10 protein-coding genes and 1 pseudogene are annotated in these 21,005 nt (G+C 71.5%); 1 reads left to right on the top strand and 10 read right to left on the bottom strand.

All coding sequences use genetic code 11. From position 1 onward, the window contains the following. Window positions 1–120: 120 nt before the first annotated feature. From ACFY2B_RS01660 to ACFY2B_RS01630, 7 genes and pseudogenes are all read right to left on the bottom strand, one after another. Entirely contained in the window at window positions 121–1,806 is a 1,686-nt protein-coding gene (locus ACFY2B_RS01660) for a succinic semialdehyde dehydrogenase (protein WP_390761123.1), read from the bottom strand. Window positions 1,807–2,065: 259 nt separating this feature from the next. Then, window positions 2,066–3,103: pseudogene (locus tag ACFY2B_RS01655) on the bottom strand (serine/threonine-protein kinase); the annotation flags it as partial. 161 nt (window positions 3,104–3,264) lie between these two features. Next, on the bottom strand, window positions 3,265–4,929 hold the full coding sequence (locus ACFY2B_RS01650; RefSeq protein WP_390761122.1) for a serine/threonine-protein kinase: 1,665 nt from the start codon (window positions 4,927–4,929) through the stop codon (window positions 3,265–3,267). 240 nt (window positions 4,930–5,169) lie between these two features. Next, entirely contained in the window at window positions 5,170–6,855 is a 1,686-nt protein-coding gene (locus tag ACFY2B_RS01645) for a serine/threonine-protein kinase (protein ID WP_390761121.1), read from the bottom strand. A 143-nt stretch (window positions 6,856–6,998) separates the two neighbouring features. After that, window positions 6,999–10,010, bottom strand: coding sequence for a protein kinase (locus ACFY2B_RS01640; RefSeq protein WP_390761120.1), 3,012 nt, complete (start codon window positions 10,008–10,010; stop codon window positions 6,999–7,001). Window positions 10,011–10,176: 166 nt separating this feature from the next. Continuing rightward, window positions 10,177–12,225, bottom strand: a complete 2,049-nt coding sequence (locus ACFY2B_RS01635) for a serine/threonine-protein kinase (RefSeq protein WP_390761119.1) — start codon at window positions 12,223–12,225, stop codon at window positions 10,177–10,179. A gap of 347 nt (window positions 12,226–12,572) precedes the next feature. Then, a complete protein-coding gene (locus ACFY2B_RS01630; RefSeq protein ID WP_390761118.1) occupies window positions 12,573–14,279 on the bottom strand; it encodes a glycerol-3-phosphate dehydrogenase/oxidase in 1,707 nt (568 codons plus the stop codon). Window positions 14,280–14,563: 284 nt separating this feature from the next. Between ACFY2B_RS01630 and ACFY2B_RS01625 the strand changes: the two genes are divergently transcribed. Next, window positions 14,564–15,772 (top strand): nucleotide sugar dehydrogenase, encoded by a 1,209-nt coding sequence (locus ACFY2B_RS01625; RefSeq protein WP_390761117.1) that lies wholly within the window; start codon window positions 14,564–14,566, stop codon window positions 15,770–15,772. An 811-nt stretch (window positions 15,773–16,583) separates the two neighbouring features. Here ACFY2B_RS01625 and ACFY2B_RS01620 read toward each other — a convergent pair. The 3 genes from ACFY2B_RS01620 to ACFY2B_RS01610 form a co-directional block, all read right to left on the bottom strand. After that, on the bottom strand, window positions 16,584–17,708 hold the full coding sequence (locus ACFY2B_RS01620; protein WP_390761116.1) for a GuaB3 family IMP dehydrogenase-related protein: 1,125 nt from the start codon (window positions 17,706–17,708) through the stop codon (window positions 16,584–16,586). 1,181 nt (window positions 17,709–18,889) lie between these two features. Further along, the gene (locus ACFY2B_RS01615) at window positions 18,890–20,416 is read right to left on the bottom strand and encodes a peptide deformylase (protein WP_390761115.1); all 1,527 of its coding nucleotides are present in this window, start codon (window positions 20,414–20,416) and stop codon (window positions 18,890–18,892) included. A 156-nt stretch (window positions 20,417–20,572) separates the two neighbouring features. Continuing rightward, window positions 20,573–20,950 (bottom strand): GntR family transcriptional regulator, encoded by a 378-nt coding sequence (locus tag ACFY2B_RS01610; protein WP_390761114.1) that lies wholly within the window; start codon window positions 20,948–20,950, stop codon window positions 20,573–20,575. Window positions 20,951–21,005: the final 55 nt, after the last annotated feature.

Here is a 21,005-nt window from a genome sequence, read left to right as displayed (position 1 = left end):
GGAAGCGTCCTCAGGCACGTGCCTTCTCCCCTTTGAGTGTGCAGTGCTTGGAGCGAGTGGGCCGGGCGTGCGGCCGTCCGTGGCCGGACGCGCGGTCTGCCGCGCCCGCGGCGCGACCGCCTACTTGAGCCGCAGTGCCTTCATGACCCGCAGACTCGTGCTCATGAACGCCGCGTACTTCTCGTCGTCCATGCCCAGCGAGGGCGCCAGCGGCAGCAGGCGCTGCTGCGCGACGGTCTGGGACTCGGTGTACTTGAGGATGCCCTCGGAGCCGTGCCTGCGGCCCAGGCCGGACTCCTTCATGCCACCCATCGGGGACTGCACGCTGCCGTACGCGGACGCGTAGCCCTCGTTGATGTTGACCGTGCCCGTGCGCAGCCGCGCGGCGACGGCCCGGCCCCGGCCGGCGTCCTTCGTCCACACCGACGAATTCAGCCCGTACGGCGTGGAGTTGGCGTGCTCGACCGCCTCGTCGTCGGTCGCGAACCGGTAGACCGACACGACCGGGCCGAAGGTCTCCTCGGCACAGACCGCCATCGGCGCCTCGACGCCGTCGAGGATGGTGGGTTCGAAGAAGTACGGCCCGATGTCCGGGCGGGCCACCCCGCCGGCGACCACCTTCGCGCCCTTCGCCACGGCCTCCGTGACATGCCGCCGCACGGTCTCCAGCTGACGTTCCCCGACGAGCGAACCCATGTCGGCGCCGTAGGCCAGGGAGTTGCCGAGCCGCATGGCCTTCGTACGGGCCGCGAACCGCTCCAGGAAGGCGTCGGCGACCGACTCGTGGACGTACAACCGCTCGATGGAGATGCAGAGTTGGCCCGCGGAGGAGAAGCAGGCGCGGACGGCGCCCGCGGCGGCCTTCTCGATGTCGGCGTCCGCCAGCACCAGCATGGCGTTCTTGCCGCCGAGTTCGAGGGAGACGCCGACCAGCCGGGCGGCGGCGCCCTGGGCCACCTCGCGCCCGGTGCGGGTGGAGCCGGTGAAGGAGACGTAGTCCGCGTGCCTGACCACCTCCGGGCCGACCACCGGGCCGTCGCCGAGGACCACCTGGAAAACGCCGGCCGGCAGCCCGGCCTCGATCAGCAGGTCACGGGCCCACAGCGCGGTGAGGCAGGTCTCGGTGTCCGGTTTCATCACGACCGCGTTGCCGGCGACGAAGGCCGGGAGCGCGTCGCCGACCGACAGCTCCAGGGGGTAGTTCCAGGGGACGATCTGGCCCACGACCCCGCGCGGGTGGCGCAGTTCGGTGACCTTGGTGAGGGTGGGCACCGCGCCGGTGTGCCGCTTGGGCCTCAGGTAGGCGGGCGCCTTGCGGCCGTAGTGCCGGGAGGCGATGGCGACGGCCTGGACCTCCTCGTGGGCGTGCAGCCGCGCCTTGCCGGTCTCCAACTGGATCAGGTCGAGGACCTCGGCCTGCCGGTCAAGGACCAGGTCGTGGAAGCGCAGCAGCACGGCGGCCCGCTGCCGCACCGGGGTCCGTGCCCATACGGCCTGGGCGACGCGGGCCGCCTCGAACGCCTTGAGTACGTCCTCGGGCGTGGACTCGGGCAGGTCGGCCAGCTTCTCACCGGTGAACGGCGTGTGGTTGGCGGTCCGGCCGGAACCGATGATGCCCTTGGTGAGCTGGGCGATCAGCTCCGGCGTGACCACGTCCGCGGCGGTCCGCGCGCCCTCGGGGGCGGGAGCCAGGGGGTTGGTGCCGGCCGCGGTCGGCGCCGGAGCCTGTTCCCGGGTCTGCGAATCGTCCTGGGCCGGAGAACCGTCCTGGACCTGCGAGTCGTCCTGGGCCTGCGAGTCGGTCATGAGCGGCAGGGTATTCCGGAGCGGAAACTTTGGGTACCCGTCGGTAACGGCCATTCACGGAGTGCTCACATGACGCCAGTGATCACTGGCAGCAAATAGCCTGATCAGGGCGTTGTATGTAGGTGCCGGGTCGGTGGAAGGACCTTGAGGCGACACGCGCGACGGAGCGCGCCGTCACTCGGGTCGCGCCTGCGCCTCAGTGCACGCCCGCACTCTCACGTTCACCCTCGCGCTCACGTTCACCCTCGCGCCCCGCCGTGGCGACGGCGCGCAGTACGGCCGCGACCTCGTCCGGCTCCGGCCGGTCGGCCGGTTCGCGCGCCAGGAGCCGGGTGAGCAACGGACCGAGCGGACCGGCGCGCTCGTAGCCGGGGGGCCGGAGTTCGGCGGCCGTGGCCTCGGACAGGCGGGACAAGGGCACGCCGGACGGAAGCACGCCGGACGCGGAGGCTACGGACGTAGAGGCTCCAGAGCCAGAAGCTACGGAGGCAGAGGTTCCGGAGACAGAAGGTCCAGAGACAGAGGTTCCGGAGACAGAAGGTCCGGTCCCCGAACCGGCGGTCGTCCGGGAAAAGGGCGCGTGGCCCTCGACGGTCACATACAGCAGCGCGCCCAGGGACCAGAGATCGGAGGCGGGTCCGGCGCCCGGCCGGGACATCCGCTCAGGGGCGAGGAAGTCACGGGGGCGGCCGAGGGGGTCGACGGGGTCGGAGGGGGCCGTGGGACTGCCGTACCAGGTGCCGAAGTCGGTGAGGACGATGCGGTCCGTTCCGGACTCGATCAGGACGTTGGCCGGTTTGACGTCCCGGTGCACGATGCCGACGGCGTGCGCCGCGCGCAACGCGCCGAGGACGGCGAGGCCGATGCGCGCGGTTTCGGCGGGCGGCAGCGGACCGCGGCGCAGCACCGTGCCGAGCGACTCTCCGTGGATCAACTCCATGACGATCCACGGGAGCCCGTCGTCGAGGACGACGTCCAGGATGGAGACGGCGGACGGGTGGTCCACCCGGGCGGCGGCGCGTGCCTCGTGCTGGAGCCGGTTGGCGACGCGCGGGTCCGGCGGGTACGACGGGCCTGGCGGGTACGAGGGGTCCGGCAGGTCCGACGGGTACGACAGCGGCGACAGCGGCTGCTTGACGGCGACTTCGCGGTCGGCCGCCTCGTCGACGGCCCGCCAGACCCTGCCGGTGGCGGCGCCGTCGGCCGCTCCGCCGGAGCCGACGCGCTCCAACAGCCGGTACCGGCCGCCTATCAGACGCCCGTCGGCCTCAGGTGCATCTGCACCGTCATCACTCATGCCCCATCAGTACCGTGCGCGGCGCGTCCTTGTCGACGCGCGCGGCCACCGCCCGCGCGTGTCGTCGGCCTTCGTCCCACGGCAGCCGGTCCGGTGCCCCCGGCGCCGCGTGACCGTGGCGTCGCAGAGCAAGTGGTCGTGGTCGCCTCGCGGGTGCGACGTCATTCCCGGACGAAGGTGTCGAGTGCCACGTCGAAGTACTCCCGGGCCTCGCGGGCCTTCCCCACTGGCGCCGACACCCACACGTCGTACAGCCGGCCGTTCTCCTCCCAGCAGAGGTCGTAGGTGTGCCGTGGGCCTTCCACCACGTTGAAGCCGCCCCAGCTGAACTCCCAGAGCGCGGCCGGAAGTCCGTCGTGCGTCGTACGGACGACCCGGCCGTCGCGGTAACCGGGGTTCGTGCGCGGGCCTTGGTCCGCCGCCCGGCGCATCACCCCGAGCGGGCCGCCCGGTCCGGGGGCGGTGACCTTGACGCCGAGCCGGAAGGTCTCCCCCGGTGACAGGTAGAAGACGCGCTCGCCCTGGCGTTCGCGGGTGAAGTCCTCGGGTACGGCGAAGGAGAAACCGGCCGGGTCCTGTGCGGTGCGATAGCCCGCGGGTGCCGGGCGGATGCCGGAGGTGGTGACGGGGTGGTCGGCCGCCGCGGTGGGCGAGGGCGGCCCGTTCGACGCCCCGGACGCGGTCGCCGGGTCCGACCCGGTCGCCGACACGGACGCGGTCACCGAGGTGGACGCAGATGCCGGGGTGGACGCGCTCGCCGACGTGCCCGGCGCCGGCCCCGGCGTGCCGCCGCCCTCTCCGCTGCGGTCGAGCAGCAGCACCGCCGCCGACACGCCCGCCCCGGTCATCGCCGCGACCAGCAGCGCCGCCACCAGCACGGCCCGCGGGGACGGCCGTACCGGCTGCCGGTCGGGGAGCGCGGGCCTCGGCACGTCCCGCTGGGTCGGCGTGTACAGGCTGGCCGGCCGGGACACGCCGGCCGCCGGCGGTGTGCGGCCGGTCTCCCGGAACGCGCGCAGCATCCGCTCCGCCTCCGCCGCGTTCAGCCGCCGCTCCGGGTCGCGTTCCAATAGGCCCCGGACGACCGGCAGCAGCGGCTCGGCCTGCGCGGGCGGCCGGATCTCGTCGGACACGACGGCGTGCAGGATGCCGCCGAGCGAGTCGCGCCGGAACGGCGACTCGCCGCTGAGCGCCGTACACAGCAACGCGCCCAGCGACCACAGGTCGGACTCGGGCCCGGTCCGGGTCCCGGCCATCCGTTCGGGCGCGGTGTACTCGGGCGAGCCCACGAAGGAGCCGGTCTCGGTGAGCGTGGTGGCGCCCGCGACCTGGGCGATCCCGAAGTCGGTGAGGACGACCCGGTCGGTGTCGGACTCGATCAGGACGTTCGCGGGCTTGATGTCGCGGTGCAGGACACCGGCGGCGTGCGCGGTGCGCAACGCGCTGAGCAGGCCGATGCCGATGCGTGCGGCCTCGTCGGCGTCGACCGGTCCGTGTCCCGCGATCCGGTCGGCGAGCGACACGCCGTCGATCAGCTCCATGACGATGTAGGAGCGTTCGTCGTGTTCGACGACGTCGTGCACGACGATGATGTGCGGATGGTGCAGCTGGGCCACCGCGCGGGCCTCACGCAGGGTGCGGTCGCGGTAGAGCCGGGCGTCGTCGTCCGCGAGGGAGGCGTCCTGGGTGAGTTCCTTGACCGCCACCAGTCGCCCCAGCAACTGGTCGGCCGCGCGCCACACGACGCCCATCCCGCCACGCCCGAGTCTGGCCTCCAGGCGGTAACGGTCCGCGATCACGCGGAAGTCGTCCCCGTCGGTCCCCATGGGGCCATCATGCCGCACCGGACGCTCCCCTTCCGGGGCGTCGACCGGCCAAGCGTGTCAGCCTTCGGCCGGTTGCCGACTCTGCGGCACTCAGGGGGAACTGTTTGCTCGTCGTCGCCCTGAGTCATTCCCGAGGTCATTCCCGAGGTCGTTCCTCAAGTCGTTCCCGGGCGAGATCCGAACCCTGGTCCCCCGGGCCGACGGCCCGGGGGACCAGGATGTTCGTCCGGCCGGACGCCGCTACGGCTGTTGCCAGCTCTGCAGAACCGTCTTGAACTGCTTGTTCGTCGTCGCCCAATCCGACTCGGGCGACGACATGTAGATCGCGTACTCGATGCCGTCCCGGGACATGTACGCCTCGTCGATGGCGTGCCGCGGTCCCGGGAATTGCGTGTCCTTCGCCTGTGCGGTCCAGGTGTACTCCCACAGCGACCCCGGGCGGTCGCGGTAGGTATTCTGCTCCAGGGACACCTGCTGGTAGTCGACGAGCCCGGACAACTGCTGTTGCAGGTCCATCTGGTGCTGATGGGGGTCGGCGAAGTCCGGCGAGCCGTCGACGGAGATGCGGATGAAGTGCTCGCCACCGTCGGGTGTGTAGTCGATCTGCTTCAGGTCGCCCTCGATGCTGTACACCTGCCGCTCCCAGGTCTTCGGCAGCGCCAGGCTGAAGCCCAGAGGATCGTTGACGGTCTTCCAGTCGGCCGGGATGGAGCCGGCGGGGTCGGACGCGCCGTCCGAGGGGGCGGGGGTGGACCCGCCGCCGGCGGGTGCCGCGGTGCCCGTGCTGTCCGGCGTGGTCAGGGCCGCGCCGTCGTCCTTGTTCCCGGAGCCGAATTCGTGCAGCGCCGCCGCGGTGCCCCCGCCCAGGACGGCGGCCAGGGCGACCACGAGGGCGAAGGTGCGCAGGCGGCGGCGCCGGGGCCGAGGTCCGGCGGGTGCCGCCGCGTCATCCGGTACCGCGGCGTGGTCCTGTGCCGTCGCCACCGTGCCAGGGGCGGGCGGTATCGCCGAGTTGGACCAGCCGGTCCCGGTGGCCGAGCGGTACTCGATGTACTCCGCCGGGTGGACCGACACGTTCTGCGTCGGTACGTACGCCTGCGCGGCGCCGGGCCGCCGGCCCTCCGCCGCCTCCGCGAGCATCTGCTCCGCTTCCCCCATGTCCGGCCGGTCCGCGGGGTCCTTGCTCAGCAGAGCGGTGATGACGGGCCCGAGCGGACCGGCGTGGACCGGGTCCCCGGCCTCCTCCTCGACGACCGCCTGCATAGTGGACAGCGGTGAGGTACGGCGGAACGGCGACCGGCCTTCCACCGCCGTGTACAGCGTCGCGCCCAGCGCCCACAGGTCGGAGGAGGGGCCCGGGTCGTGGCCGCGTACCCGCTCCGGGGCGAGGTAGTCGACCGAGCCGACGACCTCGCCGGTGCGGGTGATGGTGGAGTCGCCCTCTATCTGGGCGATGCCGAAGTCGGTGAGCAGGACACGGCCGTCCCGTCCGAGCAGTACGTTGCCCGGCTTGACGTCCCGGTGCAGCACACCGGCGGCGTGCGCGGCGCGCAGCGCCCGCAGCACCCATATCCCGATGCGCGCGGCCTCCCGCGGCTCGACCCGCCCCCGCTCCTTGACCTCGTCGGCCAGCGAGTTGCCCTCGACCAGCTCCATCACGATCCACGGACGGCCGTCGTGTTCCAGTACGTCGTGCACGGTGACGACGGCCGAGTGGTTGATGCGGGCCGCCGCACGGGCCTCCGCCCGGGTACGGGCGAGCAGCACGGCCTGGTCACTGTCGGAGACGTAGAGGGCGGCGGTCAACTCCTTGATGGCGACCGCCCGGTGCAGCACCTCGTCGTGTGCACGCCATACCCGGCCCATGCCCCCGCTGCCGATGGATTCGGCGATCCGGTAGCGGCCCGCGATGAGCAGGCCCTGCATCTGATTCACGTTGCCCCGCAATGCTCTTGACAGGCTCAGACTAAGGACCGGCTGACGTTCATGGAACATCCGGGGCACCACGGAGACCGCACTGTGACGGTTTTCGCTTCCGCAAGCCCGCGGGAACCGATCCGGGGTGGGCGTCAGCGGGTGAACTTGTACGACTGCGACGCCTGCTCATACAGCCTTGTGACCTCGTCCCGCTGGGCCTCCGGACCGCGCACCTGCACCACGTGGTAACGGCCGTTCAAGAGGATCGCGATGTTGCGGACGAACAGGTCGCGCCCCTGCTCGTCGGTCCAGGTGAACTGCCCCTCCGCCATGGTCCGGCCGCCCACCTCGATGGTCCTGAGGCCGGAGGCGGTGGCCCAGCTGGAGGCACGGTAGGGCCGCAGCTCGCTCTCCTTGTCCCGCTGGTAGACCATGGGGTCGCTGCCGTACTCGGCCGTGCTGTCCCGGCCCGGTACGACGATGAGCTGGAAGTCACCGTGGCTGTAGACCACCTGGGCGCGGCCGTTGCGGGGCGTGCGGTCCCAGCCGTCGGCGACGGCGATCTGGAAGCCGTCGGGGTCGTTGCGCAGGGTGAAACCGTCCGCGACGGAGGCGCCGGAGGTGGTCTGCGTCTCGGCGGAAGGCGCCGAGGAGGACTCCTCGGACGCGCCCGCCGAGGGGCCGGTGCCCGGCTCGCCCGAGGGCGTGGCCGTCCGGCCCACCTGTCCGGTGGTCCCGGTCCGGTTGCCGTCGGAGGCGCCGGTACTGCCCGCCTTCGGCATGAACAGCATCGCGTACGCGACCCCGCCCACCATCAGGAGCAGGACCAGCAGGAGCAGGGTGCGGCCCAGGCGGCGCGGGGAACCGGTCTGGTCCCGGGCCCGCTTGTGCCGCCCGTGCGGGCTGTCGGCAGACAGCCGGGCCCGCCGTCTGCGGACCAGTTCGCCGCGGCGGCGCAGTATCGGCAGCCGCTTCGGGTCGGCGGGCGGCGCGGGGACGACGTGCGTACCCGCGTCCGGCTCGGGCGCGGACCGCACCAGCGAACGCAGCCAGCCGCTCAGCTCCTCGAAGTCCGGGCGCTCGGTGGGGTCCTGGCGCAGCAGTGACTCGACGACCGGGCGCAGCGGCCCGCACTCCTCCGCGAAGGCGGGCGGCTCCGCGCACACCAGCTGGACCAGCTCGGCCGTCGACTCCTCCGGGTACGGCGCGTGGCCCTGGACGGCTCTGAACAGCAGCGCGCCGAGCGCCCACAGGTCGGTCACGGGACCGATCGGGGCGGCCAACTGCCAGTTCTCGTGCACCGGTCCGGCCTGCTCGGGCGCCCAGCGCTCGGTCACCGGGCCCACCACGGTCATCCGCACCTGACGCGCCCGTTCCGCGGCGAGCGCGGTGGCGGGGCCCCGCCCGGCGGGGACGGCCGGTCCGCCCCAGTGGGCGGGCGCCGGTGCGGAGTCGGCGGCGGCCCGGGGCGGCTGGGCCGCGCCGGAAGGCACCGGCGGGTGGCCGCCCTGCGGGAGCGCCGTCCGCTGCGGGTCCCCGCCCTGGGTGCCGCGCGGGGACGCCCCGTGCCAGGGCGTGGCACGCACGCCATAGGGGTCGGCTATCTGTCCGGGGGATGTGTCACCGGTCCGTCGGTCCGTGTCCTGGCCGGGGGGATACGGCGCCGGGGCGGCGCCCCCTGCCCGGTACGCGGCACCGGTGTCGCCGTCGGCGGGCGGCCGGGCCCCGGGCAGCGCGGGGCGCCCGTTCTGCTGTGCCTCCTGTACGCGGGCGGCGGCCCGGGCGCCTGCCCGGTACGCGGCGATCGCCCCGGCGCGGGCGGCCCTGATGTCCTCGCCGCTCTCCGGCGCGGGACGGCCCTGCGCTCCCGGGGTCCCGGTCCCGTCGGTGCCCTCCGCACCGGGCGCCGGTCGCCCGCCCACGGCTCGCGCCTGGATCGCGGCTCGCCGGGCGGCCTCGGGATCGGCGCCCTCCGACGTCCCGCCACCGCCTCCGCCGGTCCGGCCGACATCGTCCCCGCTCCCGCCGGGCACCGCGGAACCGCCCCGCCCGACGACACCACCGGGCCCGTCGGGACCGCCGGCCCCGAACGCCCTGCCCGGACCGACGGGCCCACCGGGACCGCCGGCCGCAGGACCGGACCCGTCCGGACCCACGTGACCGGGCCCACCGGAACCACCCTCGCCGCTCGGCCCAGCCGGACCGCCGGACCCACCAACCGCACGACCTCCACCGAGGCCACCCGCACCACCGGACCCGAACGTCCCACCAGGTCCGACAGGCCCACCGGCACCACCAACCGCACGACCAGCCCCACCGGCCCCAAACTCACCGCCGGGACCGCCGGGACCGCCGGGACCGAGCGCACCGCCGGTCCTACTCGACAGGCCGGGCCCCACCGTGCCGCCGGGCCCGAGCGCGCCGCGGGGTGCCGGAGCCTGTCCGGCCGGGTCGCTCCGGCCGACGGGTTCGCCGGGGCCGCGAGGGCCGACAAGGCCGCCGGGGCCGGAAAAGCCCTGCGGGCCGGTGCCCTCCGGCTCCTCCGGAGGCGGTACCGGGTCGTAGCCGGACAGCGCCTCCTCAGCCGCGCCGACCGCGAGACCGGTCAGCATCACCCGGCCGTCGTCGCAGACCAGGACCGTACGGGCGGTGATGTTGCGGTGCACCCAGCCGTGCGCGTGCAGCACCCGCAGCGCCATCAGGACGTCGGAGGCGACCTCGGCCGCCCGATAGGGCGTCAGCGGGTGCTCGACCAGCAGCGCGGACAGCGGGCGCGCCGCGACCCATTCACTGACGATCCACAGCGAACCGCCCTCGGCGAACACGTCGAAGACCTGGTCGAGCCGCGGATGGTCCGGGATACGGGCGGCGGCCTGCGCCGCCTCGACGGCGCGCCGCACCGCCGGGTCCAAGGGCCGCCGGGTCGCCGCGCGGGCCTCCGGGGGCCGCCGCGAGCCGTGGTCACGGGCGGTGAAACCGTCGGGCAGCCCGTCCGCGTCGAGTACCTCCGCCTCGACGACCTCGGGCAACGGCACCTGCCGGATCAGCACTTCCTGCCCGCTGTAGGTGTCGAAGGCGCGGGTCTCGGTGAGTTCGTACTCGTCGGAGGGCGGCAGGGGCAGGCGGTAGCGGTCGGCGAGCACCCGACCCGCGTAGTCGTCCACGTTGCCTCCCCCGGCTGCCCTGTCTCTCAATTCCGTTCGCCGTACGGCCCGTTCGGTTGGGATTCCTGGATGCGTACGGTCCGCAACCACTCACGATACGTGCCGGAGGCAACCCGCATTGAGGGCTTGACCGGATTGTCACTCCCCGAAACCGGAGCGGCCCGTCTCAGACCTTGGGTTCGAAGGACGCCGTCAGCGTCTTCCAGGTGCCCGTGCGCAATTCGCTGTTCCACTGCGCGGACTTCGCGGTGTACATCAGCGCGTATCCGGCCCGCCCGTCGACCACGAAACCCCGGTCGACGGTGCGGTACTTCGTGCCGCCGTCCACGTAGGTGAACTCCCAGTCGGCCGTGTTCCAGCCGCGGTAGTCCACCTTCGCTATGCGGATCCGCTGGTACTGGGAACGTCTCATGTCGCGTTCCTGGTTCTTCCAGTCCGCCACCGGGTCGTCCTTGGGGGTGCTGGTCCAGGCGACGAGGAGCTTCTGTCCGTCGGGTCCGGTGAACCGGTCCCCGGCGGCGTCCGAGGACTGGTACTTCCAGCCCGCGGGCAGGCCGATGGAGTACTGCTTCCCCTGGTGCGTCGCCACCACGGGCGCTCCGCCGTTGCCACTGGAGTTCGATGCGCCGGAAGTGGCGTCGTGGTCCGCGCTCTTGCTCGGGTCGGCGCCCGCTCCGGACGCGGAGCCCGTCGCGGTGTCCGCCGTGCCCGTGGCCGAGGAGTCCGCGGTCTCGCCGTCCGTGCCGGTGCCGCCGCCCTTCTTGCCGTCCTTGCTGTCCGCGCTGACGCCCGCACTCGCCACCGGCTTGGTGTCCCCGCCGTCCTTCGCGTTCTTGGAGCCGTTGCCGTCACCGAGGGTGAGGGCGAGCACCGTGCCGAGCACCACGAGTGCCACCACCACGGCGATGATCACCAACGTGCGCTTGGGCACCACGTCCGTGAGCGGTGCCCGGGGCACCGACCGCGGCGGCAGATCCGGCGGCGGCACCACGGGCCACCCGGAACTCGGTCTCGCCGTCGCGGGCTTCGCGTCCGCGCCCGATGCCGCCGGGCCGGCCGAAGCGGACGGGGAGGCGGAGCCGGTCGCGCCCGACGCACCGGAAGCCGGGGCGCCCGCGTCCGGCGCGGCCTCGTCCGCGTCCGCCGCCGTGCCCTCGCCGCTTCCCGCCGCCCGGCCCGCGGCCGCGGCCGTGGCCGCCCCCGCGGCCTTGCGCACCGAACGCAGCGCGCCGCGCAGCCTCTCCGCGGCCTCCTCGCTCCGCTTGCCGCCGCTCGACGGGGCCTTGTCCGCGGCCCCGTCGGGCTGCGCCGGCAGCGGAACAACCCGCGTGGCGTCCAGCGGCTCCGGCTCGGGCTCCGGCTCAGGCGCGTGGATCACCGCGTTGAGCATGGCCCGGGCGCCCGCGTCGTCCAGCCGCTTGGCCGCGTCCTTGGTGAGCAGCCCGCGGATCACGTCCTTGAGCGGGCCCGCGTTCTTGGGCTCCTCCAGGGGCTCCGTCATCACCGCGGTCAGCGTCGCGATCGCCGACCCCCTGTCGTACGGCGGGATGCCTTCCACCGCCGCGTACAGCAGGCCGCCGAGGGACCACAGGTCGGCCGCCGGTCCCGGTTTGTGCCCGCGGGCCCGCTCCGGGGAGATGTAGGAGGGCGCGCCGACGAGCATGCCGGTGGAGGTGATGGACGGGTCACCCTCGACCTGGGCGATGCCGAAGTCGGTGAGCACGACCCGGCCGTCCTCGGCGATCAGCACGTTGGACGGCTTCACGTCGCGGTGCAGGATGCCCTCGCGGTGGGCCGAGCGCAGCACGTCGAGGATCGCGAGCCCGACCTCGGCCGCGCGCTTCGGCGTGAGCAGGCCGTCCTCGCGGATGGCCTCGGCGAGGGATTTCCCCTCCACCAGTTCCATCACGATCCACGGCCGGTCGTCCTCGTCGACCACGTCGAAGACGGTGACGGCGCTGTTGTTGCGGATCCGCGCGATCGCCTTGGCCTCGCGCAGGGTCCGCGTGATCAGGCGCCGCTTCTCGTCCTCGTCGATGTTGGACGGGAACCGCAGCTCCTTGACGGCGACGGTCCGGCCCAGGGTCTCGTCCTCGGCCCGCCACACCGTGCCCATGCCGCCGCGGCCGAGCACTTCTCCCAGCCGGTACCGCCCGGCGAGGAGACGTCCGCTCTTGTCCTGACGGGATGTCCCCGCCCGCTCCGCGTCCGACATGCGTCCCCTCATGCAACCCGCCCTGACAGAGCCACCATTGTCTCTCACCCGACAAGTGGCCGACGCCCAGGGTGCCGTCGTCCTGCCCCCGTCCGTCCGCCGCCGCCTGCTCCCGGCCCGCCGCACGCGGCCCGGGTGCGGCGGCGGAAGCGGGCCGCGGACCCTCCCCGCTCCTGGCCGAATCCCGCCCCCACATCTCTTGGAACGGGCGGGCCGCGAACAAAGATCCCGGTTCACGGCACCCGTTCGAGTGATGTCGGGCCGCGCCGCACGGAAGCGGAGCGACAAGGGCCGGCCGGCGGGCACGCCGCGTCCAGCCGGCCGGGCCGGGGCGGCGCGACGCCCGGTCAGAGGGGCACGATGTCCGGCGCCCCCAGCCGCGCCGCGTCCGCCGTGAGGTCGTCGGGCTGCAACTGGGACTCCCGCTCGGCCTGCACCCGCTTCTCGTAGTGCGCGACCTCACGTTCGATCTGGTTCTTGTCCCAGCCGAGGACGGCCCCCATGAGTTCGGCGGCCTCGCGGGCGCTGCGGGTGCCGCGGTCGAAGGTCTCGATCGAGATCCTGGTCCGGCGGGTCAGCACGTCGTCCAGGTGCCGCGCGCCCTCGTGCGTGGCGGCGTACACGATCTCGGCGCGCAGGTAGTCGTCGGCCGCCTGCAAGGGCTCGCCCAGCGAGGGGTCGGCGGCGACCAGGTCCAGGACCTCGTCCGCCATCGACCCGTACCGGTTCAGCAGGTGCTCGATGCGCACCACGTGCAGCCCGGTGCGGGCGGCGATCCGCGCACGCGCGTTCCACATCGCCTGGTAGCCCTCCGCGCCCAGCAGTGGGATGTCCTCGGTGACGCAGTCGGCGACGCGCATGTCGAGGCCGTGCACCGCCTCGTCGACCGCGTCCTTCGCCATCACCCGGTACGTCGTGTACTTGCCGCCGGCGACCACGACGAGCCCCGGTGCCGGATGCGCCACGGTGTGCTCCCGCGAGAGCTTGCTGGTCGCGTCGGACTCCCCGGCGAGCAGCGGGCGCAGTCCCGCGTACACGCCCTGGACGTCGTCGCGTGTCAGCGGCACCGCGAGCACCGAGTTGACGTGCTCCAGCAGATAGTCGATGTCCGCGCTGGAGGCGGCCGGGTGGGCCTTGTCCAGGTCCCAGTCGGTGTCGGTGGTGCCGACGATCCAGTGCCGCCCCCACGGTATGACGAACAGGACGGACTTCTCCGTACGCAGGATCAGCCCGGACGAGGAGTGGATGCGGTCCTTGGGCACGACCAGGTGGATGCCCTTGGAGGCACGGACGTGGAACTGGCCCCGCTCCCCCACCATCGCCTGGGTGTCGTCGGTCCACACGCCGGTGGCGTTGACGACCTGCTTGGCGTGGATCTCGTACTCCCCGCCCGCCTCCACGTCCTGCACCCGGACGCCGACCACCCGCTCGCCCTCGCGCAGGAAGGCGGTCACCCGGGCACGGTTGGCGACCTTCGCGCCGTACGACGCCGCGGTGCGCACCAGGGTCGCCACATAGCGGGCGTCGTCCACCTGGGCGTCGTAGTACTGCAACGCGCCGACCAGGGCGTCCTTGCGCAGGGCGGGGGCGACGCGCAGGGCGTGACGGCGGCTCAGGTGGCGGTGCACCGGCAGCCCCCGGCCGTGGTCACGGGCCATCGACATCGCGTCGTAGAGCGCGACGCCCGACCCGGCGTACAGCCGCTCCCAGCCCTTGTGCTGGAGCGGGTAGAGGAACGGCACGGGCTTGACCAGGTGCGGCGCCAGCCGCTCCAGCAGCAGGCCGCGCTCCTTCAGGGCCTCACGCACGAGCGCGAAGTCCAGCATCTCCAGATAGCGCAGGCCGCCGTGGATCAGCTTGCTGGACCTGCTGGACGTGCCCGACGCCCAGTCGCGGGCCTCGACCAGGCCGGTGGTCAGGCCCCGGGTGACCGCGTCCAGCGCGGTGCCCGCGCCGACCACTCCGCCGCCCACCACCAGAATGTCCAGTTCGCGCTCGGCCATGCCCGCGAGTGCCTCCGCGCGCTGTCCCGGCCCCAGTGTCGCTGTCCTCACCGCTGCCTCCCGCTGTCGGTCGCATCGGCCGCACCCGGTGGGCGAAGCCCGGCTCGTCCCCACCCCCTGCCCAAATTCTGACCGGGTTGCCCGACTTCAGCCACCACGCGGCCCCGGCCTGTGGACAACGACCGCGTGACCAGCGAGGGACCACCGGAAGACACAGGAACACAATCCCACATCACGGTCATATTTACTCCTAGTGTGACAGTGCGCTCGTCCGTCCTGTCCACCGGGCTTGCGCACCTGCCCCGCTTCGGTTATTGGGAAGGACGGCCCACGCCATGCCCGCAGACCTCGCCGTCATCGGACTCGGTCCCTACGGCCTGCCCCTCGCCCAGGCAGCCGTGGCCGCCGGCATCCCCACACTCGGCTACGCCACCGGACCGGAGGCCGGCCCGCTCAGTCCCGCCGAACTGCGCCGGATGCTCTCGGAGGGCTTCCGGCGGGCCACCGACCCGGCCGGGCTCGGCCGGGTGCGCACCGCCGTGATCTGCGCGCCGACCCCCCGGGCCGCGGACGGCGGACTCGACCTGAGCCAGGTGGAGGCCGCCGCCCGCACCCTGGCCGAGTGGCTGCGCCCGCACACCACGGTGATCCTGGAGTCGCCGGTGCACCCGGGCACCACCGAGGAGTTCCTGCGGCCCCTGCTGGAGCAGGGCTCGGGGCTGCGCGCGGGCCGCGACTTCCATCTCGCCTACGCGCCCAGCCGGGTCGACCCCGGCAACCGGGAGCACACCCCGGCCAACACGCCCAAGGTGATCGGCGGCCTCACCCCGGCCTGCACCGAGTCCGCCGCGGCGTTCTACGCGCGGCTGACCGACAAGGTGGTACGCGCGCGTGGACCGCGCGAGGCGGAGACGGTGCAACTGCTGGAGACGAACTTCCGGCACGTCAACATCGCCCTGGTCAACGAGATGGCCGTCCTGTGCCACGACTTGGGCGTCGACCTGTGGGACGTCATCCGCTGCGCGGAGACCAAACCGTTCGGCTTCCAGGCGTTCCGGCCGGGCCCCGGGGTCGGCGGCCACGGCGTCCCGCAGGACCTGACCGGCCACGCCGGCCGCCCGCTGCGCATGGTGGAGCTGGCCCAGCAGGTCAACGGCCGCATGCCCCGGTACGTCGTCCAGCGGGCCGCGGCCCTCCTCAACGAGCACGGCAAGTCGGCCCGCGGCGCGCGCGTGCTCCTGCTCGGCGTCACCTACAAGGCCGACCTCGCCGACCAGCGGGGCACCCCCGCCCGCGAGGTCGCGATCCGGCTGATGGAGCTGGGCGCCTCGGTCAGCTACCACGACCCCCACGTGGCCTCCTGGAACGTCCTGGACCGTCCGGTCCCCCGCGCCGACTCGCTCTACGAGGCCGCGGCCGACGCCGACCTCACGATCCTCCTCCAGCAGCACCGCACCTACGACATGCAGGGCCTGTCGGTGAAGGCGCAACTGCTGCTGGACACCCGGGGGGCCACACCCACGGGGGCGGCGCACCGGTTGTGAAGGGGGGCGCGTGCGGCGCGGGTTGCTCCAGCGCCGGTGGCAGACGGCGTTCGCGGGCCGGTACCGTACAAAGAGGTGGAGCCCACCGCAGTGGCCACTGCGGTGGGCTCCAGAAAAGTGAACGGAGTGTCCACCCCTAGTCTCTATAGGGGTGGCCGCTCACTTTCCGTAAATCCGCAAGATCCACCTCCTCCGGCGCCGGACCGCCCCACAACGAATCCGGTACCGTACAAAGAGGTGGAGCCCACCGCAGCCGGTACTGCGGCGGGCTCCAGAAAAGTGAACGGAGTGTCCACCCCTAGTTCTCTTGGGGGTGGCCGCTCACTTTCCGTAAATGCGCAAGATCCACCTCCTCCTGAACTTCACCAGCCGGAGCCGGATGTCGTCCCAGCGGGTGGGCCTGCGGTGACGGCCCATGGGCGCGCCCCCTTCCACGATGCCGCCCAGAGGCCCGGTAGGGCGGTCCGTCGGAATTCGGGCCGGGCCCCGAGGGCCGGGGTCCGGAACCGTGTCCTTGGAAGGGGGCGCCCCGGAGAACCGGGTCGCCGATCACTGAAACTACCGGCTGGATACGCCCGTTCAGCCCACAATCGCCCCGAATGCAACCGCGTGCCCCACGCACGCCGTTCACGCCCCCGCCCGGCCGTGACCGCCCGCCCTTCGGGCATACGGACCCTCAGGCATGCGGAAGGGCCCGGCCGTCCGCACAGGCTCACAGGCTTGTGGCGGCGGCCGAGCCCTTTGGACCGGCTCGGGCGCCCTTGCTCAGGCCGGGCGCCGTCGCTCAGGCCGGGCGCGCTGTCACCGTGGCTCAGCGCCGGTGCTGCGAGTCCGCCACCGTGACCTCCACCCGCTGGAACTCCTTCAGTTCGCTGTAGCCGGTGGTCGCCATGGCACGGCGCAGCGCGCCGAAGAAGTTCATCGAGCCGTCGGGGGTGTGGGACGGACCGGTGAGGATCTCCTCGATCGTGCCCACCGTGCCCAGGTCGACCTTCATCCCGCGGGGCAGTTCCTCGTTGACCGCCTCCATGCCCCAGTGGTGGCCCTTGCCGGGCGCGTCGGTGGCGCGGGCCAGCGGGGAGCCCATCATCACCGAGTCGGCGCCGCAGGCGATCGCCTTGGGCAGGTCACCGGACCAGCCGACGCCGCCGTCCGCGATCACGTGCACGTACCGGCCGCCGGACTCGTCCATGTAGTCGCGGCGCGCCGCGGCCACGTCCGCGACCGCGGTCGCCATCGGCACCTGGATGCCGAGCACGTTGCGCGTGGTGTGCGCGGCGCCGCCGCCGAAGCCGACCAGCACACCGGCCGCGCCCGTGCGCATCAGGTGCAGGGCCGCCGTGTACGTGGCGCAGCCGCCGACGATCACCGGGACGTCCAGCTCGTAGATGAACTGCTTGAGGTTCAGCGGCTCGTGCGAGGACGACACGTGCTCCGCGGAGACCGTCGTACCGCGGATGACGAAGATGTCGACGCCCGCGTCCACCACGGCCTTGGAGAACTGGGCCGTGCGCTGCGGGGACAGCGCGGCCGCCGTGACCACACCGGAGTCGCGCACCTCCTTGATGCGCGCGCCGATCAGCTCCTCGCGGATGGGCGCCGCGTAGACCTCCTGGAGCCGGCGCGTCGCCGCCTCGGCGGGCAGTCCGGCGATCTCGTCGAGCAGCGGGCGCGGGTCCTCGTACCGCGTCCACAGCCCCTCCAGGTTCAGCACGCCCAGGCCGCCCAGCTCGCCGATGCGGATCGCGGTGGCCGGGGAGACGACCGAGTCCATGGGGGCGGCCAGGAAGGGCAGCTCGAAACGGTAGGCGTCGATCTGCCAGGCGATCGAGACCTCCTTCGGGTCCCGCGTACGGCGGCTGGGGACGACGGCGATGTCGTCGAAGGCATACGCCCGGCGGCCCCGCTTGCCACGCCCGATCTCGATCTCAGTCACGTCCTGGCCTTTCCCTGATGCGTTCAGCGTCTTCCAGTATCGCCGACGGGCCCGACACCGGCCCCCGCGCCCGTGCGACGAGGGCGGCCCCGATCCGGGACCGCCCTCGGACACGCCGCACGCGCGCGTGCGTCACTTCCGGCTGTAGTGATCAACACCTCTGGCGGGCTGTGGCTTTGTGCCGCGGCCCGCCAGTTTCCTAGCCTTATGCCGTCAACGCCTGTCGTCATCTGTCGCCGTTGGCCACCCTAGGACGGCCCACAGACGGCCCGGCTCGGAGCCCGCAGAGCCTCCAGCGCTAGCAGCAGGGACCGATAACGTTAGCGCCCCCGATAGCGGCCAAAACGGCTGGTGACCAGCACGTTAGCGATTAGCGAGCTATCTGGACAGACCCCCGAATCGGGCCGTTCGGCGCCTCTGCAAGGGGTACCGCCGGATCGCTAGCGGGCCCGGCCGGACCGCGCCCGGCCGCCGGGCCGTCGCAGGGAAGGACAAGAAGGAGCGGCCCAAGGCCGCGCGCCCCTTGGTGGCTCGCTGCGCTCGCGCGGGGCCGCCGTCGGAGTTGGGCGCCGTGCTCCTCTTGGAAGGCCCTCGTGGGTGCCTTCCAAGGGGCAGACGGCAGGCGAGGCGAGGCGTCGTCGGCCTCTCCCCCGCTGGAAGTCGCTCATGGCTCTTCAGTGGGGGGGCATGCGGCCGTTCATGCCGCGATCCCCCCTCCTGAAGAGCCCTCTTTCTCTCTTACTAGAGAGTTGAGGGAAGATAGCGTCCGCAGCGTCCGCCGGACGCTGATCACCCCCTCTGACCTGCACCGTTCCTGCGGACGCTAAACAAAATGTTTAGCGTCCGCTAGCGTCCGCAGCGTCCGGACACGCTCTGTTACTAAGAGCCTCTTTTTGCAGGTCAGGGATGCTCTTAGTAGGGGGCGAGTTGCGGACGCTGCGGACGCTGAGCCCGCGGGAACGCAGAAGACACCACCTCCGGCCGGGCAAGGTGGTGTCTTCATCTGACCGCCGCAGTCCGCCGATGCATAGGGCAAGAGGAGCACCCGCGGCGGGCCGTGCTCCTCTTGCTTGTGCAGAGCGGTCGACCGGTGACGAGCGCGACGGCGCCGTACGGGCTACGGCGGCCATCGCGCGCGAGCGGAGCGAACTGCCAAGGGTCGCGCGGCCGTGGGCCGCACCTCATTTCGTGCTACTGGCGCTGCCGTTGCGGTACTGCCAGCCTTGGCCGGTCCCTCGATATTTGGCTACTGGAATCGGCTCCACTCCGGGCCGCATTCGCTTTCGGTAAAGGACTCCTTCGAGGTGGTCGATTTCGTGCCCAACTAGCCGGGCTACTCCGTGCTCAAATAGCGTGATGTGTCGCTCGCCATTGATGTCTTGGTGTTCCACGCTGATACTCAACGGGCGCGGGACCATTCCGCGCACGTCGAAGAAACTCCAGCACCCCTCGTACTGCTCGTCAGCCTGTGCGGATTCTTCGATGACGTGTGGATTTAGCAGGGTAATTGTCTCACCGCTAGGCGTTCGAACGATTGCGGCTGCCCGGTCGATGCCGATCTGAGGCGCCGCCACCCCCATACCCTTACTGAATACGTGGATGGTGTCGGCGCGATCGGCCGCAGATGCCAATTCGGCTACGACCCGACGTGCGTCTTCTGCTTCTTCCGGAAGGGAGAAAGGCCGCGCAACCCGAGAAAGGATCGGGTCTCCTTCTTGGATAATCCCGATGCTCTGCATCTTCTGACTGGCGCTCGTCGGCGTCATGTCGGAGCCGGTCTCCTCAGTGTTCGGGCGGGCGCGGAATTTCCATTCCAGCCGGTAGCGGGCATGTAGCGGTGGTTCGTCGGTGCTCCAGGAAAAGACTCGCCGGTCTCCATTTTCATCGCGCTGGATAGCCGTCCGAAAGGGGAAGGCTTCGGCTGTCATGGTGGTCTCTGACCCCCATACCACGGGGTCCAGCGAGGTAGGGAAGTCCAGCTTTACGCTGAGCCGATTGGTGGGTAGACGAATGGCGCGCTGAAACCAGGTTCCCCACTTTTCATCGCTGACTGTGTATGAATACTCCAGCCATGCCGTCTCGCCGGGGTATAGTGGATAGCGTCCGTATTCATTCTCGAAGAGGAGCCAGACCTCTTTGAATGCGTCGCGATCATGCTGGACTCGCCACCCTATAGATTCGCCTGCAATGCTTGCTGTGAGCCCCAACTCATCCCAGTTCAGAGGATTCTCTCGGTAGAGCTGATTGGAGCGCTCTGGGTTGCCAGGGTGGCGATCCACAGAAATGCGAATCAGGTATCGAGCAATCGGGTCTGAGCTAGCGTTGTACAGCTTTCGCCGCTGTGTTGCCCGATAACTTCGGCCGTCATAGAACAGCTCTGAGTCCTCGTGCTCTACAACGATGCTGGTCGGCTGAGCTACGCCGTGTTGAGCGTCGGATTTGTGGGCGTGGGGGGTCGCGCCACCATTCCGCCCCCGTGCTTCGAGGTCGGCGAAGCTCCGTCGGATAGCCCCGCCGGCGCGTAGGAAGCGATCGGCTTCATCGGCGAAGCTGACGGACGGCCGTTGTTGCCCACTCTCCACCTTGGAGACGTATGAGGGCGTGTAGCCAACTGCCTTGGCGAGAGCGGACTGTGAGACCCCCCGCACGTCCCTCCATCGTTTGAGTTCGGCGATGAACAACTCTTCCGTCGGGGCCTCGCCCGTCATCTCGTCCCCTCCGCTGTGATCGTGAGTGACCTGTGAGTGAGTCGGTCTCAGCCTGCAATCACAGGCCCGACCTGGTCTTTGCTGTTCTTGCCGCTCCGGAACCTACATGAGAGGGCAGAGACCAATGCTCAGCGCTTCAACGTCAGTGACGGCTCATCAGTTCGCGGACGCATCGGCGGTTCGCTCACCTTCGAGGCGTGCGAGACGTTCGGAAATTTCGCTCACGGTAGCCGTAAGAGCCTGCACCTGCTCAGTGAGCCGAGCGACTTGGTCACCATCCTGCGGAGTGGCTTCGCCGGAGCTCTGTTCCCGAACGAACGTGCCTCGCCCTGGAGTTGAGAACACAAGCCCGTCCTCCCGCAGAGAACGCAGCGCGTTGTTGACCGTCATCGCGGCGATGTTGAAGCGCTCTGAGAGATCTCGGACAGATGGCAACTTCTGACCGGGCTTGTAGCGGCCGGTCTGGATCTCTCTGCGGAGTTCGTCCGCGACCTGCACGTACGGCGGGCGCGGGTCATCAGTCTTCAGGGCCATGCAATGAGGCTACCGCCTAGGTCGGCCTAAGACACCTAACGAGACCGGTTGACAA

The organism is Streptomyces sp. NPDC001270 (assembly GCF_042896695.1).
Classification (GTDB): Bacteria; Actinomycetota; Actinomycetes; order Streptomycetales; family Streptomycetaceae; genus Streptomyces.
The sequence above is the reverse complement of the archived record's forward strand: the minus strand, read 5'-3'. Positions and strand labels throughout refer to the sequence as shown.

Bases quoted from the DNA above. Each gene is read 5' to 3' on its own strand.
- ACFY2B_RS01660 (WP_390761123.1), bottom strand. From the start codon at position 1,806: ATGACCGACTCGCAGGCCCAGGACGACTCGCAGGTCCAGGACGGTTCT.
- ACFY2B_RS01650 (WP_390761122.1), bottom strand. From the start codon at position 4,929: ATGGGGACCGACGGGGACGACTTCCGCGTGATCGCGGACCGTTACCGC.
- ACFY2B_RS01645 (WP_390761121.1), bottom strand. From the start codon at position 6,855: ATGCAGGGCCTGCTCATCGCGGGCCGCTACCGGATCGCCGAATCCATC.
- ACFY2B_RS01635 (WP_390761119.1), bottom strand. From the start codon at position 12,225: ATGTCGGACGCGGAGCGGGCGGGGACATCCCGTCAGGACAAGAGCGGA.
- ACFY2B_RS01625 (WP_390761117.1), top strand. From the start codon at position 14,564: ATGCCCGCAGACCTCGCCGTCATCGGACTCGGTCCCTACGGCCTGCCC.
- ACFY2B_RS01615 (WP_390761115.1), bottom strand. From the start codon at position 20,416: ATGACGGGCGAGGCCCCGACGGAAGAGTTGTTCATCGCCGAACTCAAA.
- ACFY2B_RS01610 (WP_390761114.1), bottom strand. From the start codon at position 20,950: ATGGCCCTGAAGACTGATGACCCGCGCCCGCCGTACGTGCAGGTCGCG.